This window comes from Alistipes sp. AF48-12 (assembly GCF_003477565.1).
Classification (GTDB): domain Bacteria; phylum Bacteroidota; class Bacteroidia; order Bacteroidales; family Rikenellaceae; genus Alistipes_A; species Alistipes_A hominis.
On the sequence record NZ_QUDJ01000009.1, the window covers coordinates 109,377 to 126,383 of the forward strand.

At 57.3% G+C, this 17,007-nt stretch carries 13 protein-coding genes and 2 pseudogenes; 7 read left to right on the top strand and 8 right to left on the bottom strand.

All coding sequences use genetic code 11. The features are described from left to right. Positions 1-5 precede the first annotated feature (5 nt). From DW082_RS07360 to DW082_RS07395, 7 genes are all read right to left on the bottom strand, one after another. The gene (locus DW082_RS07360; protein ID WP_182424123.1) at positions 6-530 is read right to left on the bottom strand and encodes a hypothetical protein; all 525 of its coding nucleotides are present in this window, start codon (positions 528-530) and stop codon (positions 6-8) included. Positions 531-732: 202 nt separating this feature from the next. Further along, a complete protein-coding gene (locus tag DW082_RS07370) occupies positions 733-2,886 on the bottom strand; it encodes a PCMD domain-containing protein (protein ID WP_118458043.1) in 2,154 nt (717 codons plus the stop codon). Between the two features lie 18 nt (positions 2,887-2,904). Beyond that, on the bottom strand, positions 2,905-4,722 hold the full coding sequence (locus DW082_RS07375) for a DUF4493 domain-containing protein (protein WP_118458045.1): 1,818 nt from the start codon (positions 4,720-4,722) through the stop codon (positions 2,905-2,907). Positions 4,723-4,754: 32 nt separating this feature from the next. After that, on the bottom strand, positions 4,755-5,546 hold the full coding sequence (locus DW082_RS07380; protein ID WP_055205529.1) for a DUF4493 domain-containing protein: 792 nt from the start codon (positions 5,544-5,546) through the stop codon (positions 4,755-4,757). A gap of 22 nt (positions 5,547-5,568) precedes the next feature. Continuing rightward, entirely contained in the window at positions 5,569-7,446 is a 1,878-nt protein-coding gene (locus DW082_RS07385; RefSeq protein ID WP_118458047.1) for a fimbrillin family protein, read from the bottom strand. 269 nt (positions 7,447-7,715) lie between these two features. Beyond that, a complete protein-coding gene (gene panB / locus DW082_RS07390) occupies positions 7,716-8,531 on the bottom strand; it encodes a 3-methyl-2-oxobutanoate hydroxymethyltransferase (protein WP_055205531.1) in 816 nt (271 codons plus the stop codon). A 100-nt stretch (positions 8,532-8,631) separates the two neighbouring features. Beyond that, positions 8,632-9,177 (bottom strand): RNA methyltransferase, encoded by a 546-nt coding sequence (locus DW082_RS07395; RefSeq protein ID WP_118458049.1) that lies wholly within the window; start codon positions 9,175-9,177, stop codon positions 8,632-8,634. A gap of 175 nt (positions 9,178-9,352) precedes the next feature. Here DW082_RS07395 and DW082_RS07400 point away from each other — a divergent pair. Beyond that, positions 9,353-11,562, top strand: a pseudogene (locus DW082_RS07400) (sodium-translocating pyrophosphatase). Positions 11,563-11,648: 86 nt separating this feature from the next. Here the strand turns inward: DW082_RS07400 and bioD are convergent. Next, on the bottom strand, positions 11,649-12,308 hold the full coding sequence (gene bioD / locus DW082_RS07405) for a dethiobiotin synthase (protein WP_118458051.1): 660 nt from the start codon (positions 12,306-12,308) through the stop codon (positions 11,649-11,651). A 66-nt stretch (positions 12,309-12,374) separates the two neighbouring features. On the opposite strand from bioD, the gene bioB reads away from it, so the two are divergent. From bioB to DW082_RS15480, 6 genes and pseudogenes are all read left to right on the top strand, one after another. After that, positions 12,375-13,334: a biotin synthase BioB gene (gene bioB, locus DW082_RS07410; RefSeq protein WP_055205535.1), complete on the top strand. Its 960-nt coding sequence runs from the start codon at positions 12,375-12,377 to the stop codon at positions 13,332-13,334. A gap of 70 nt (positions 13,335-13,404) precedes the next feature. Beyond that, a complete protein-coding gene (locus DW082_RS07415; RefSeq protein WP_182424124.1) occupies positions 13,405-14,487 on the top strand; it encodes a DUF1573 domain-containing protein in 1,083 nt (360 codons plus the stop codon). Between the two features lie 44 nt (positions 14,488-14,531). Beyond that, positions 14,532-15,416 (top strand): sulfide/dihydroorotate dehydrogenase-like FAD/NAD-binding protein, encoded by an 885-nt coding sequence (locus DW082_RS07420; protein WP_118458055.1) that lies wholly within the window; start codon positions 14,532-14,534, stop codon positions 15,414-15,416. 66 nt (positions 15,417-15,482) lie between these two features. Continuing rightward, positions 15,483-15,803: pseudogene (locus DW082_RS15470) on the top strand (dihydropyrimidine dehydrogenase); the annotation flags it as partial. After that, the gene (locus DW082_RS15475) at positions 15,755-16,114 is read left to right on the top strand and encodes an NAD(P)-binding protein (protein WP_409049075.1); all 360 of its coding nucleotides are present in this window, start codon (positions 15,755-15,757) and stop codon (positions 16,112-16,114) included. The pseudogene DW082_RS15470 and the gene DW082_RS15475, both read left to right, overlap by 49 nt. Then, positions 16,111-16,872 carry an FAD-dependent oxidoreductase gene (locus DW082_RS15480; RefSeq protein WP_409049073.1) on the top strand — a complete coding sequence of 254 codons (762 nt, stop codon included), beginning with the start codon at positions 16,111-16,113 and terminating at the stop codon, positions 16,870-16,872. Before DW082_RS15475 ends, DW082_RS15480 begins: the two co-directional genes overlap by 4 nt. The last annotated feature ends 135 nt before the right edge of the window (positions 16,873-17,007 follow it).

Sequence of the window (17,007 nt, forward strand, 5' to 3'; positions counted from 1 at the left end):
GACGGTTACCTGGTTGTGCACCTGCTTGATGCTGCTGTAACTGATCCCCATGACGCCCACGTTGACCTCGAAGGCCATGTTGTTGGTGGCGAATGCGACCAGCCCGGGCGAAATACCCAGCGACAGCAACAACCCCGTTCGTAAGTTCCCTTTACCGGAGAACCGGATGCGAACTTGGCCTGCGAGCCGCCGATGGCGAACTGCATCTCGTTGAACAGTGCGAAACGCTTGTTGTTGCCCAGCGGGATATACTGCCGCCAAATCAGCGCCCCTTCGTAGACATGCTTCAGCGAGTAGTACGAATCTACTTTCAGGTCGATGCCGGTGTCGTCGTCGCCGAGCTGGATGCTGCCGCTGTCGATCCGCAAGTAGGTGCGCGAGTAGGTGAACCGGGCGCCGAGGGCCATATTGTTCGCTACGGCGTAGGCCAATACCGGGGCGATCTTCACGGTATGCCCTTCCGAGTTGATTCCTTCGATCACGACGAACGTGTAGTCTTTGTTCGAGTGCGTCGAAAAGGAAGCGGTCATTCCGGCGACCCACTGGCCTTTGGGAACGAACGTGTTGGATAGCTGATGAGCCCGCGTTCTTTTTTCAACGGCTGCCCGGAAGCTCTATCCGCGGCCTCATACGCCGCCGGAGCGGATGCCGGCGACTCTTGCGCCAGCATCCGCCCCGGGCAGGACAGACATAGCAGGATCAGGGTGAAGATTCCTCCTTTCATGCTATGATTTAATAGATAAATTCGACATCGTCCAGAAACAGGTTACTGTCGGTGCTTCCCTCGAAATAGTCGCCCCGGTAACTGGCCGACGCCGTTACCATCAGAACGTTTGGTTTTTCGGAATTGTACTGTTCGCGGTAGTTGATCGGGATGGTCACTTCGGTCCACTGCGCTACCGACGATTCGATCATCAGGTCGCCGTAACCGAGGATGTGGCCTTCCAGCGTCGAAGCGTCCGACTTTTGGGTATAGAGGAATTCGTCCGAGGGCGAGAAGGCCGTTTCGTCGGCATCGTTCGTGTTCACCACGTGGCAGGTGGCTCCGGCTTTGGTCATCCGGATCAGGCAGACGAAGATCCGCCCCTTGTCGCCGCTGCCGACGTTGCATTTGTACCATACTCTGAGTCCGGTCGGCTTTGCGTTGAACGTAAAAGGACGTCCCATGTTGACGGTTCCGCCCATGCCCGACACTGCGCCGAAAGAGCCGACGAAAATATTCCCGGCGGCCAGTTTACCGATGCCCGCCATGTTCGGGAATTGCGTTTGCAGTTTGGCGCAAGTCGTTCCGGAAGATCCCGGTCGGGGGTCGGCTTCGCCGGTAGTGAGATTGAATTTGTCGCCGAGCGAAGTGGCGCCCGGGTTGCCCGTACCCCAGAATTCGGTTCCGCCGCTGGCATAGGGATACCACGCCTTGCCGGACTTCTGCCACTCCTCGAATCCTGCGTTCGGCAGTTGGATGCCGGCTTCGGTGTTGACGCTCCGCACGGCTCCGTTCTCGGCTCCGTTTTCGAGCAACTGGCATTCGTAAGTGCGGCCGGCTTTGAAATCGGTCGCTTGGGCCGTATAAGTGTACCCGTCCGCGCCTTTCGATGCGTTCAGTTCCGTCCAGGCGTCGGTGCCGGCGATCCGGTAACGTATCTTGATATCCGTGCCCGAGGGGTTGGTGACGATGGCGTTCAGGTTCGCCGTGCCGAACCACAAGTCGGTCGACGAAGCTCCCGTCGCACCGGCTACCGCGACGCGCGCCGTGGCTTTGCCTTCGCTGTTGTCCGTATCGGTCATCAGGAAACTCAGTTCATTGACGCCGCTGGTCAGTTTCGCGAAGAAAGTGCCGTCGAGCGACAGCGAACTGTTGTATTCGTCGATTTTTTTGAAGGCGATTCCCTCCGCTGCGATTCCGTCTACTGCTGCGCCCCCGGCCACGACGTCGTACTGCTGCCCCCCGGCCGTCATTTTCAGCGACGAGAGCGGGTTGATCGAAGCGATTTTGAACTTCACCGGGTCGAGATAGTATCCCGTAACGTTTCCGATCGGGAATCCGTCCCCGGTCAGCGTCGGTTGCGGGCTGAACGTGAAGCTGTCGTCGTGCGCGCTCTCATACTCCCGCACTTTGACGTTCACGGTCAGGTAACCGTCCGGGGTTTTCGAATATTTGAGCGTCAGCGTGTACTGCATACCTTGCTGCGGCAGTTGGATTTTTCCGGTTTTCGTGCCGTTCTTGTCGATCTCCGGGTCGGAACTTTCGCCGAAAAATCCCCAGCTCAGGTTCTGCGTCCCTTCGGGCAACAGGAAATAGCCTACCGTGTCCTCCGTATATTCCAGCGTCGGAACCAGGTTGTTTTCAGCGTCCGTCCGCGAAAATTCGTCGGATGCGCAGACGTAAAGCCGGCGGCTTTTGTCGAATTTCTGCGTGATGGTCGCATCGAATACGGCACGTACCACGATGTTCGTCACCTTGCATACCACCGGGACGATCTTCGTCTCGTGCGCCGCCAGGTCGAACTCGGACGCTCCGGCGTAACTCTTGTGCGTGAAGGAGGCTTCGCTGTTGTCGCCCGCTTCGACGGTTACCTTGTATTTCCCGGCGGCCAGGTAAAGGTTGGCGGGCACGTCGGTGGCGGGCTTGTATTTGCGGATCAAACTTTCGGTCGCGCCACCCTGGCCGTCCGGTTCGACTTTGTACAGCCGCAGCGTGCTGATGGCCAGTGCGTCGTATTCGGCGGCTTTGGATTGTCCCCCGTATCCGGGAATATCGAAACTCAGTTGCAGCATTCCCTGTCCGTTTGTCGGCAGGCTGCCGTCGGCATCGCTTTTACCGCACGATGCCAGTGCCAGCGCCAGGCAGGAAATCAACGCGATGACGGGATTGATATGTTTTTTCATCTTCGTATCGTTGTCCGGTTAATTTTTCGTTACATACAGTCGGATAGTCTTCGTATTGGTGCCCGACGCATCGGTGACCGTCAGACGGAAGTCGCAGTTGCCTTCCTTGTTCAGCAGCGACAGCAGATCCATAAATCCGGAGATGTCGAACGACAACGTTTTCTGTCCGGACACGGCCGCTCCGGTCGGGAATCCGAATCCTTCCAGTTTGGACTGGAATTCTCCCGGATTGATCAGGTCGAGATGCGAAGCCAGGCCTACGCTTTCCAGTTCGCTGGCCGGAAGTACGTTTTCGCTGATGATGTCCACCGTGAAGCCGGTAAATCCGGTTTGCGAGGTCACTCCGATCAGGATCTCCATGCCGATGTGGTTGTAACGGGTGTCGAAGTCGTAGGTCTTCGAACCGCTTTTGTTTGTCCATACGATGCCCGGTCCCGATTCGGTGGAACCGCTTTCGGTCACGCGGATATTCAGTTTCGTGTAGGAAGTGCGGCCCTTCGAATCGACGGTCACGAATTTTGCGGTATGCGTTCCTTCGTATTGATAGAAGCCCGACATGCCGGCGTCTTTCACGGTGGCCGTCAGTACGGAGGTAGAGGCCTCTTTCATCACGACATACGGCGCGTTCGCTTCGTTCTCGGGCCACAGGGGTACGGTGCGGTTCTTGTATCCTGCGGCATCGACGGCGGCCAGGAAGTCGGCGTTGTCCGACTCGAAGACGAGGTTGACCGATTTGACGGTCGCGCCGTCTTCCGGCGTAACGACGGCTTTCAGGTTTTCCGTCCATTTGCCGAGCAGCTCGTCGTACATCGACCCGGAAATGGTGTACCCCTGCGCGATGTCCTTGCCGTCGAGCGTCACAACCGGCGATCCTTCGTCGGAGATATCTTCGTCCGGGATCGTCTCCTCGGCGAAGGCGTACAGTCGCATCACGTCGACGTCGATCTTCTGGTCGTACACCCAGTTTTCGACGGTGATCTGGAATTGCACGTTCCCTTCGTTGGCGTTCAGTACGTTGATGGTGATTTTGCGCCATTGTCCGGCCTTGCAGTTGGTGATCTCTTTCGACCAGTTGACCGTCACGTATTCGGGCGTCGCGTCGCCGGGCGCTTTGTTATATTGGCCGGATAACAGGATTTTCAGCGTATTCGCCGTTTCGACCGCCTTGAAATAGCCCGCTTTGCCGGCGTTGGCCGCCTCGCGGTCGAAAACCAGCGCGTTGTCGCCGATCGACAACGTGACCGCCAGCTTCTCTTTACCCGCGGCTTCTGCATCGGCGTCGGACATGAACAACTTCTGGAGATCCTGCGTGAGAGTTACCGTCGTGCGGATGTTCGCCAGCGTGCAGACCAGATCGTCGACCGTCGTTTCGTTGTTTTTGATCACGCTTTTGGTCACCGAACCGGCGTAAACCGGTTTTTCCCAGTCGGCATAGGTCGTGCCGGCCATGTAGTCGGCGTAATCCGGCGATTCGGCGGAGACTGTGTAGGAGCCCGGTGTCAGCGGCATACGCTGGTTTTCCGCTTTTTTGAGGTTTGCATAGACGTGGTTCGTCTGTTCGCCGGTTTTGGCGTTGCGGATGCTCACCTTGTAGTTGTCGGGGGCTTCCGAAACGGAACCCGCTGCACGGGTCATCGCCGCTTTCGTGCCGTTGGAGTAGGGGATTACTTCGGCATCGTCCGCCACCGTAACGCTCATCGCGGACATGACCAGATAGCCCGTTTCCGTCTGCGGGTCGCCTCCGTCGCCGTTGCCGCCGAAATCGACCGATTCGTCCTTGCAGCCGGACAGCATCAGCGTCATTGCCGTCAGCGTTACTAAGGTAAAGGTTTTCATATCGTGTCAGTTTTTTATTGTTTCGTTTTCGGTCAGGCGTCGGGGTTCAGTTCCACGTCCACCTCTTTGATTTCGATCGGGGAGTCGTCGAGCGAAACGGTGATGCTCGCCTGTCCCACCGCCCCTGCGTCGAGCAGGATCGTATGCCATGTCCGGGCCGCGGTCGTGCCGATTTCCGTTTCGGGGAATTCTACTTTCACGCCGTTGGTTTTCGTCGCCGAACCGCTCAGGAAGAGTTTGGTGGCCGCTTTCACGAAAACGGGGAGCGTGCCGGTAAGCGGTTTTGCGGTCGATCCGGAAAAGCCCGACCGGAAGCCCGATTCGGTGCGGACGGTCAGGTCGTAATCGGTATAATATTGCCTGAACCATTCGGAACAGCTCAGCGAATAGACCGAGTTGACCAGCGACAGCGAAACCTGCTCGGTCGTGGTCTTGCGCGCCACGACGGTAAATTGTTTGGTTCCCTTGAAGCAACCGGCGTTTTCTCCTTCGGTATCCGGATTTCCGTAAGAAAAATCGGCCTGATAGTCGCCCGCCTGTAGCAACGGCTGGTCGTAGTCGGACATTACGTCGTACGAAGCGACGGTGCCGATGCCGCTCGAAATTTCCAGCCGCAAGTTTTCCGTACCCGGGATATATTCGGCGGGTAGCGTCCGGGTATCTGCTTTGCTGGTTTCCGCGATGTCTACCGCCGGTGAAATCGTGCAGTAGAAACCGACCGAGCCGTTTCCTGTCGCCTGCGGACCGGACCCGACGTCTTTCGAACAGCCGGAGGCCCATATTGCCGTTATGGTCAGGATCGTTAAAAGTTTGCTTTTTTTCATTATCCTAGCTGGTTTGGTTCTGTTATTTTATGGAAACCCGTATATTGTCTATGTAAACGTAGGTATCGCCTGCTGTTATCGTGGATAAGCCTTGCCCGTCTACCCGAAATGAAGCTCTCCACGATAGGCGGTGTTTGTTGGTGCATCCGGTTACGGTGATGTTCCTGTGAACAGGCAGATTCGTATAACTGCCGTTCGTACCGGGTTCTTCGGTCAGAAATATGTTCTCGATCGCATTGCCGTCCCCTTTGATCGTTCCCGTCTTGGTGTCGGTGCCGAAGTCGTATTTGGAATACATGACGGTTGTTTTATTCAGTATTGTGTTTCCGTTTTTTTTCGTTCCTCCCACGTCGTATGAAACGAGCAAAGAGACATTCGCGCCTTCCTTGAGACCGGTCAGGTGGGGAGTGTCGATCCGCCCCCGGTGATTGTCTCCTTTGTCGGGATCCGTCACAATGGATGATCCCAGGTAACCGAATATCATGGCCGAGGTGTTGGCCTGGATTCCGAACCGGGAAGCCGACCAGCCCGTAAGGTTGTATTTTCCCAAGTCTTCCGTGTTGTTGTTCCTGTCGCTTCCGCCCGCTCCGCCGAAGTCTTCATAAAACAGATACGGTACGGTCAGGCTGATTTCAGTGTGGGCTTCCGCTGTGAAATCGACGGCCTTGTGTGAAGTTACGATGGCATGTTCCGAATCGTATGAAAAAGATAAACCGCCGTTGCGGATCAGGTCGCCGTTGGCCCGGCCGTCCACTTCGTTGTAGAAACCGAGCATGTATTTATTCTCCGCATTGACCGTGAACGACTGTTTGTTCGTTCCGTTGCGGAACGTCGCCCCGTCCGGGGCCGTTACGGTGAAAGAATTCGGTTCTTCGCCGAGATTGTTGCCCGTGATCGAGAAGTCGAGCCACGTGACCGGCAGTTCGTCCGGAACCGTCAGCGTGACCGGCGTGATCCGTCCGGCTTCCAGCGTTCTGTCGATCGGCACGCTGAGGCTTCCCGACTGGTAACCGTTCTCGTCGTAAGCCGTGAAACGGACGTCGCCGCTGATGTTGCCCGGACACAGGAATAGCCATACGTAATTTCCGTCCGGATTATCCTCGGTCGATTCGGTCAGCGGATTTTTCAGTTCGGCGATGACCGTGTTGCCGCCTTCGGTCAGCTGCGGCGCAGCGGTCGGGTCGGCCAGATCCATCGTCATTCTTCCCACTACGGCTGCGGGAAATTCGACTCTCAGCCGGCTCACCCGTTCGCCCCATTGGTTGCGGCCGACCGGAACCTGTACTCGCATGACGTGGCACTGGTGAATGAAGTGCATCGCCAGGGTTTCGCTCCCGGCCGTCAGCGCCGCTGCGGTTACCGGACGGGCCAGCATGAAATCGCAGTTTCCTTTATAAGCGCCGTGCGAGGTTTGATCTTTGATGTCGTAATCGCGCATGTCGTAGGTTCCGTCCTGCACGGCGGGCAGCGTATAGGTCGCCCGGGTGCCGTCCACGGACTCCGGCGCGGGATAGGCGGCGTAATAGGTATAGTCGCCGGCTTCGAGGTCGGACATCTGCGTGGAAAACAACGCTCCCCACGGGTAGGGACGGAAACATTCGAACGTCTGTCCGTTCAGCGCGTCGTCGCTTCCCGCCGGCCGCCAGTAGACCCGGATCGCATCCAGTTCCGACCAGTATACTTTATCGAGATTGTCGCCGCCGATGATCGTTTTCGAATGACTTTCCTGTTCCGGGGGTGCGAAAGAGGCCGTTTCCTGAGCGGCGCGAATGAAGATTTCGGTTTTGCCCGGTTTTTTGTCGGACGGACAGTCGTCTTTGGCGCACCTCGTGGCAAGGAGTGCTACGAGCGGCAAAATAATAAACGGCAGCGTTTTTTGTCTGGCAGTTTTTTTCATCATCTGGTTTCACGTCGGAAAGCGAATCCGGCATTCGCTGTCTTTCCGAGGTTTTGTCGATACGGACTTCGGGCTTTTGTCTGTATGAATGTGTAAGTTACACTGTCAAATTTATTTATTATAACGGAGTACGCTCGTAAAAGTTACAAAAATGATAGAAAATGTCTTGATGTCTTGTGAGGGGGACGCAACGATAAAGCCACGATCGTTTCGATCGTGGCTTTGCATAAAAACGCGCCGTTTGATCTATGCGGCGGGAATGGATGGAACGATCAGTACTGCTCCTTTTCGTTCGGGAAATCGCCGCTTTTGACGTCCGACACGTAACGGCTCACCCCGTCCGTCATAACCGAATACAGGTCGGCGTAACGGCGGAGGAAACGCGGCGAAAATTCGTTGTTGATCCCCAGCATGTCGTGAATCACCAGCACTTGTCCGTCGACGCCGTTTCCGGCCCCGATGCCGATCAGCGGGATTTTCAGTTCCGAGGCGACCTGCGCGCCGAGCGTCGCAGGGATTTTTTCGAGGACGATTCCGAAGCAGCCGACCGCTTCGAGCAGGTGCGCGTCGCGGATCAGCTTTCGGGCTTCGGCTTCCTCTTTGGCCCGGACGCTGTAGGTGCCGTATTTATGGATCGACTGCGGGGTAAGTCCCAGGTGTCCCATGACCGGAATTCCGGCGCAAAGGATGCGCTGTACCGACTCAAGGATCTCTTCGCCCCCTTCCAGTTTGATGGCGTCGGCTTCGGACTCCTTCATGATCCGAACGGCCGAGGCGAGGGCTTCCTTCGAATTGCCCTGATAGGTTCCGAACGGCATGTCCACCACGACCAGCGCTCGTTTGACGGCCCGGGTTACGCTACGGGCGTGATAGATCATGTGTTCGAGCGACATCGGCACGGTGGTTTCGTAACCGGCCATTACGTTGGCGGCCGAATCGCCGACCAGCACCACGTCCACGCCGGCGCTGTCCACGATCCGCGCCATCGAATAATCGTAGGCGGTCAACATGGCTATTTTTTCCCCGCGGCTTTTCATCTCCTGCAGGCGGTAGGTGGTCACGACCCGCGTTTTATTATCTGTCGACATAATTTTCACAGTTTAGACAGGGCAAATGTAAAATTATAATTTGCAACGGGCAACGATTTTTCGTTTTTTCGAACGGACTTCGTTTCCGTGTCGCCGCCGGTTACTGTGCCGCTTTCGATGCCCTCCATTGCCGGAAAACTTCCCACAGCACCACGCCGCCCGATACCGAGACGTTCAGCGAATGTTTGGTTCCCCGCTGCGGGATCTCGATGGCTCCGTCGCACAAGTCGACTACCTGCTGCCGTACCCCGTTCACCTCGTTGCCGAAAACCAACGCATAGCGCTTTTCGGGCTTGTAACGCCAGTCGTCCAACATGACGGCGCCTTCGACCTGTTCGACGGCCAGGATCGTATACTCCTGCGCTTTCAGTTCGTTCACCGCATCTGCGGCATCCCGGAAATACGTCCACTCTACGGTCGTTTCGGCTCCCAGCGCGGTCTTGTGGATCTCCCGGTCGGGCGGGGTGCCGGTGATCCCGCACAGGCAGAGTCGTTCGATGGCGAAAGCGTCGCCGGTGCGGAAAAAAGAGCCTGTGTTATTGCCGCTACGCACGTCGTCCAGCACGACCGTGACGGGACATTTTTCCATCGCAGCGAACGCTTCGGCCGAAGGACGCCCCAATTCCTGATTTGAAATTTTACGCATATTTTCGATTGAATATCCGCTGCAAAGATAGTTTATCTTAAAATAATTTATTAACTTTGAGCAATTTTGTTCGTTCGACGAAACGGTTTGGTGCGTAACGGGTCTGAAAAACGGCGGACTGAAGAGTATCGGAAATTTTCATAAAAATTCAGATAATCTAATACTATTAACCGTTATGAGTAACACACCACTTATTTTCTGGCTCGTGCCGGTCGCCTCGCTGATAGCGTTGGGCTTCGCATGGCACTTTTTCCGCTCGATGATGAAAGAGAGCGAAGGCACTCCCCGTATGAAAGAGATCGCCGCGCACGTCCGTAAAGGGGCGATGGCCTACCTCCGGCAGCAGTACCGGGTGGTTGCGATCGTATTTCTGATCCTCGTGTTGTTCTTTGCGTTTCTTGCCTATGGCCTCGGTGTGCAGAATCCGTGGGTGCCGTTCGCGTTCCTGACCGGCGGCTTGTTTTCCGGGCTGGCGGGTTTTATCGGGATGCGCACGGCGACGTTCGCTTCGGCGCGTACGGCCCATGCCGCCAGCCAATCGCTGAATAAGGGGCTGAAAGTCGCTTTCCGCAGCGGAGCCGTGATGGGACTGGTCGTCGTAGGACTCGGTCTGTTGGATATTTCGGTGTGGTACCTGATCCTGAATCATTTCATCGACGCCACCGGGACGCAAAAGCTGATGATCATCACGACGACCATGCTGACGTTCGGGATGGGGGCTTCGACGCAAGCGCTGTTCGCCCGCGTGGGAGGAGGTATTTATACCAAAGCGGCCGACGTGGGCGCGACCTGGTCGGTAAGGTGGAAGCCGGGATTCCGGAAGACGATCCGCGCAACCCCGCTACGATCGCCGACAACGTAGGCGATAACGTGGGCGACGTGGCCGGTATGGGCGCCGACCTGTACGAAAGTTATTGCGGCTCGATTCTCGCGACGGCCGCACTGGGCGCAGCCGCTTTCGCGAGCAGCGGTATGCAGATGCAGGCCGTGCTGGCTCCGATGTTGATCGCGGCGGTGGGCATCCTGTTGTCGGTGATCGGTATTTTCCTCGTGCGGACGAAAGAGGGGGCTACGATGAAACAGTTGCTCGGCGCGCTGGGCATCGGCGTCAACGTCAGCTCGGTGCTGATCGCTATCTGTACGTTCGGGATACTGTACGTGTTACAGATCGACAACTGGCTCGGGATTTCGTTTTCGGTGATCGTCGGCCTGCTGGCCGGTATCATCATCGGGCAGTCTACCGAATATTATACTTCCCACTCTTATAAACCGACTCAGAAGATAGCCAAAAGCTCTGAAACGGGACCAGCGACGGTAATCATTTCCGGAATCGGAATGGGTATGATCTCGACGGCGATCCCGGTAATCACGATTGCGGTAGCGATCATCCTCGCCTTCCTGTGCGCGATCAATTTCGACGTGCAGCACATGATTTCGGCCGAGAACATCAGCAAAGGGCTTTACGGGATCGGTATCGCGGCGGTGGGGATGCTCTCTACGCTCGGGATTACGCTGGCGACCGACGCTTACGGCCCGATCGCCGACAATGCGGGCGGTAACGCCGAAATGAGCGGACTCGATCCGGAGGTGCGCAAACGCACCGATGCGCTGGATGCGCTCGGTAATACGACGGCCGCCACCGGTAAGGGGTTCGCGATCGGTTCGGCCGCGCTGACGGCGTTGGCGCTGCTGGCTTCCTATATCGAAGAGGTCAAGATCGGGATGCAGCACATCGGGGAGACGACCCTGCAACTGGCCGACGGTACGACCAAAGCCATTGCCGACGCCAATATCCTGGATATGATGGACTATTTTCAGGTGACGCTGATGAATCCGAACGTGCTGGTCGGCGCCTTTATCGGCGCGATGATGGCGTTCCTGTTCTGCGGACTTACGATGAACGCCGTCGGCCGCGCCGCGCAGAGTATGGTCGAGGAGGTGCGCCGCCAGTTCCGGGAAATCAAAGGTATTCTCGAAGGCAAGGCGACTCCGGATTATGCGCGTTGCGTTGCTATTTCGACCAAAGGGGCCCAGCGCGAAATGCTGTTCCCGTCGATTATAGCGATCGTCGTTCCGATTCTGGTCGGCTTCATTTTCGGCGTGGCCGGGGTGATGGGGCTGCTGATCGGCAGCCTGAGCGCCGGATTCGTGCTGGCCGTGTTCATGGCCAATTCGGGCGGGGCTTGGGACAATGCCAAGAAATTTATCGAGGAAGGTAATTTCGGCGGCAAGGGTTCCGACAACCATAAAGCTACGGTCGTGGGCGATACGGTGGGCGATCCGTTCAAGGATACGTCCGGCCCGTCGCTGAACATCCTGATCAAACTGATGAGTATGGTTTCGATCGTGGTGGCCGGCCTGACCGTTTCGATGCATTTGCTTTAGGCGGTTTCCGTTTGTGACAGTAAATAAAAGGCTCCGGTCAGCAACCGGAGCCTTTCGTATTGTTCGTGCGCGGGACGAACCGCAGTTCAAAGGCTTCCTTCCGATAATTCGTACCGGTCGTTTACCTCCAGCCACCGGGCCTGCGGATGAAACTCCCGCAGGTACGTTTTCAGGTAATCCCGCGTGCCGTCCGTGATCGGCGCGTCGGTCGGTGGATAGAGGTTGTAGACCACTTTAGCGACTTCGATATTCCGGTTGCGGCACGCTTCGAGACTCAGCAGCGTATGGTTGATGCTGCCGAGTCGCGGCGAGGTGACCAGTATGACCGGCAGCCGACGCTCGGCGACGTAATCGATCGTATTGTACAGCCCTTCCAACGGAACGAATAGTCCGCCGGCTCCTTCGAGCAGGACGACGTCGTATTTTTCAAGCAGTTTTTCGGTGCATTTCCCGATTAGCGACAGATCGATCCTGCGGGAATCGATCGCAGCCGCCAGGTGCGGCGAAGCCGGGTAGGTGAAGACGATCGGACAGGTCGTGCCGTCGAGGTCTTCCGGCAACAGCCCGGTTCCCATGATTCGGCGGTGGGTTTCGATGTCTTCCGACAGTCCGGGGCAGCCGGTCTGGATGAATTTTTGGGTGACGACGCGCCGGCCCCGTCCGGCCCAATCGCGCGCGAGAACTCCGGTAACGATGCTTTTGCCGGCATCGGTGTCGATGCCGGTGACGAAATATACTTTTTTCATAAAAGGGGAAACGTAAAATTCAGATCAAATGTAGTACCTTTGCAGATAACAAGCAAATAAAATGGGATGGAAACGATCGGTCGTCTGAAAGAGAGAATCGAACAGGGGTATCGTCTGGGATACGACGAAGCGCTGGAATTGCTGAGAACGACTCCGGAAACGGAACTGTGCGCGTTGGCTCATGCGTTGCGCACGCGCTATCAGGGGAAAACGATCGACATGTGTTCGATAATGAACGCCCGCAGCGGCCGTTGCAGCGAGGACTGCAAGTGGTGCGCTCAGTCGAAATTTCATAAAACGGAAGTCGAGGTCTATCCGCTGGTAGGAGCCGGGGAAGCGGTCGAAGAGGCGGCCGGCAATGCACGCAAGGGCGTGAAGCGCTTTTCGCTGGTAACCAGCGGTCGGACGCTTTCCGATGCCGATACCGACCGGATCTGCGCGATCTATCGCCGGCTCGGCTCCGAGGTGTCCGTTTCGCTTTGCGCGTCGCTCGGGTTGCTGAACCTGGAACAAATGCGCCGGCTCAAAGAGAGCGGCGTGCGGCGTTACCACTGCAACCTCGAAACGGCCCCGTCCTATTTTCCGAAACTTTGCTCGACGCATACGGTGGCCGAGAAGCTGCGGACGATCGGGTGGGCGCGGGAAGCCGGCCTGGAGATATGCAGCGGCGGGATCATCGGCATGGGCGAGAGCGAGGAGCAACGCGTCGAATTTGCCATCGCTCTGCGGCAGACCGGGGCGGTTTCGATTCCCGTCAACGTGTTGAATCCGATTCCCGGAACGCGGCTTGCCGGGGCGCCGCCGCTGACCGATTCGGAAATCGTTCGGGCGGTGGCCGTCATGCGGATCCTCAATCCCGAAGCGGCTATCCGGCTGGCCGGCGGCCGTACGCGGATCAAGCATCTCGAAGAGCGGTTGTTGCAGTGCGGCGTGAGCGCGCTGATCGTCGGAGATATGCTGACTACGACCGGATCGGATATCGAAACCGATAAACGGATGTTTATCCGGTGCGGATTCGAGGTGTAACGTCCGTTATGCGCCTGAATTGCGAATTTCGCGGGAAATGCTTAATTTTGCGCACCGATCGTCCGAACCGATGAAAAGCTGGAAAATAGGGTTGATATTGCTGGGTTGTTTGTGGACGGGAATGCTTCCCGCCCAAAATTCCGTATTGGAATTTCCGCAGCAGGTGTGGAATTTCGGAACGATCCGGGAGGCGGACGGAGCGGTGTCGCACGAGTTCGAATTCGAGAACAAAGGGAAATCGCCGGTCGTGATCGAAAAAGTGACGGTGACGTGCGGTTGTACGACGCCGCAGTACAGTCGGGAACCGGTACGTCCCGGAGGCCGCGGAACGATCCGGATCGCCTACAACCCGGAGGGACGTCCGGGCGCTTTCCGCAAAGACATCACGATTCAAAGCAGCGGAGGGGGGCGTAATGTCATCAGCATTACCGGCGAGGTGACCCCGCGTCCGCAGGAGGTCGGCGAGTTGTACCCCGTTCGGGCCGGCGCGCTGCGGCTGGCGACCCGTACGGTGAATCTGGGATATGTGCCGCGCGGTTCGATCAAAGCGAAAACCATCGAATACTATAACGATACGGAGCGTCCGCTCAACATGACGGTCGTCTATCCGAAAACGAAACCCTACCTGGACGTAGCTTTGTCCGCCACCCGGATCGAACCGAAGCAGAAAGGCGTTCTGACGGTCACTTACGACTTGCGCGACTGCGACGTGTGGGGAGTTCTTTCCGGCGCTTTTTCGCTGATGGTGAACGACGAGCTCGCCGATACCGAATTTTCGGCTACCGGAATCGCTACGGACGATTTCTCGTCGTTGACGGCCGCCGAATTGGAGCGGGCTCCGAAAGCGGCTTTTTCGTCCCAGTACTACCATTTCGGCAATCAAAAGGCGGCCGGGGAACTGCGCCGCGACTTTACGCTGACTAACGACGGGAAGGAACCGCTTGTTTTCCGCGATATGAAATTGGGACAGCGCATGTCCACGACGCTCGATCCCGAACGGGAGATCGCCCCGGGCGAGAGCGTCACGTTCAGCGTTATGCTGAATACGAAAGGCGCCCCCGCCGGGAAGCTGATGGATCATATCGTATTGATCGTCAACGATCCGTCGCGGCCGATGCGCGAAATCCGGCTGGCGGCGAACATTGCGGAATAAATTTTTTAAATCGTAAGATAAAGACCTAAACCAAACAAACGGAAATGTATAAAATCATTAAAAAGGAGCTGCTCGCGCCCAATATTTACCGGATGGACATTGCGGCTCCGCGTGTCGCCTGTTCGGCAAAGCCGGGGCAGTTCATCATCCTGCGACTGGACGAAAAGGGGGAACGTATCCCGCTGACCATCGCCGATTACGATGCGGCGGAGGGGTGGGTAACCATCGTAACGCAGACGGTGGGTTATTCGACGACGAAGTTGTGCGCTATGAATCCGGGCGACGAACTGGCCGATTTCGCGGGCCCGCTGGGCCGGCCGTCGGATTTCGTGCACGAAGATATCGAAACGCTGCGTTCGCGGAAGATACTGTTCATCGCCGGCGGCGTCGGGACAGCTCCCGTCTATCCGCAGGTCAAATGGCTCTCGCAGCATGGGATCAAAGCCGATGTGATTATCGGCGCCAAGAATAAGGATACGCTGATTTTCGTCGACATGATGAAGCAGGTTGCCGGAAACGTATATATCGCTACCGACGACGGTAGCGCCGGTTTTCACGGCATGGTGACCGACCTGATGCGCGACCTGATCGATAAGCAGGGGAAACGCTATGACGAAGTGATCGCCATCGGTCCGATGATTATGATGAAGTTCGTGGCCAAGACGACGAAGCAGTACGGTCTGAAGACGATCGTCAGCCTGAATACGCTGATGGTCGACGGTACGGGCATGTGCGGGGCCTGCCGGGTAACGGTCGGCGGCAAGACGCGCTTCACGTGCGTGGACGGCCCGGAGTTCGACGGGCACGAGGTCGATTTCGACGAAGCGATGCGCCGTCAAGGCATGTACAAGACCATCGAAAGCCGCAAGGCGAAAATAGAGCAGGAGCGTGCCGAAGGGCATGTCTGCAAGGTGGGGCTCGACCGGTAGGTCTCCCCGGACGATCGAACGGTATTCCGGCCGCCGTGGCCGGAGCAATTGTTTTCAGAATAAAAAATGGCAAATAAAATACCCCGTGTTCCCGTTCGGGAGCAGGACCCGAAAGTGCGGGTCACCAATTTCGAGGAGGTTTGTTACGGTTACGACCTTCAGGAGGCTCAGCTCGAAGCGAGCCGTTGTCTGGATTGTAAAAAGCCGCGTTGCGTAGAGCACTGCCCCGTTTCGTTGCAAATACCGAAGTTTATCGAGCAGGTTGTCAAGGGCGATTTCGCCGAAGCTGCGCGCATCATCGGTCAGGACAGTTCGCTGCCGTCGGTGTGCGGGCGCGTATGCCCGCAGGAAAGTCAGTGCGAAGGCTCCTGCATCCTCGGTATCAAGGGCGAGCCGGTCGCGATCGGCAAACTGGAACGTTTCGTCGGCGACTGGAGCATTGCCAACGGCGGCGAAGCGGTTGCGACGCTGCGCCCAACGGTAAAAAAGTGGCCGTCGTCGGCAGCGGCCCGGCCGGTCTGGCCTGCGCTTCCGACCTGGCTAAAATGGGATACGGCGTCAAGATTTTCGAAGCGCTGCATAAGGCCGGCGGCGTGCTTCAATACGGAATTCCCGAATTCCGCCTGCCGAAAGAAAAGGTCGTGGCCAAAGAGATCGAGAACGTATTGAAGCTGGGCGCGAGATCGAAACCGACGTGATCGTAGGACGTACCGTGACGGTCGATTCGCTGCTCGACGAAGAAGGCTATTCGGCCGTGTTCATCGGGTCGGGCGCGGGACTGCCGCGTTTTATGGGTATTCCCGGCGAGAACCTGAACGGGGTGGTTTCGGCGAACGAATTTTTGACCCGGGCGAATCTGATGAAGGCTTACGACGATCGTTACGATACGCCGATCTATGTCGGCCAACGGGTCGTGGTGGTCGGAGGCGGTAACGTCGCGATGGACGCCGTTCGGACGGCGGCCCGTCTCGGCGCCGATGCGCATATCGTCTACCGCCGCAGTGAAACGGAGCTTCCGGCGCGCGTCGAAGAGGTGCATCACGCCAAACAGGAAGGGATCGCTTTTCAGATGCTGACCAATCCGGTCGAGGTACTCGGCGACGACAAAGGCTGGGTGCGGGGAATCCGCTGCGTGCGGATGGAACTCGGCGAACCCGATCAGTCGGGGCGCCGTTCTCCGATCGAAATCGAGGGCTCGGAGTTCGATATCGAGTGCGACGTGGTGATTATGGCGCTCGGGACCTCGCCGAACCCGCTAATCGCATCGACCACGCACGGTTTGGAGACCAACCGGCGCGGCTGTATCGTGGCCGACGACGAGCGGGGGCAGACGTCCCGCGAAGGTATTTTTGCCGGCGGGGACACCGTGACCGGTGCGGCGACGGTGATTCTCGCCATGGGCGCGGGTCGTCGGGCCGCCAAAGCGATCGACCGGTACCTTCAAGGCAAGGTCTGATCCGGTACTCTGGGAATCGAATGGGATATTCGGACGCAAATATGCGTCCGAATGTCTTTTTGAAGTATCGGGTAGGAAGAATCGTTGCGGCGTTTGCAGGTTATAGCGAAAAAATATAACTTTGTGTGAGGACTT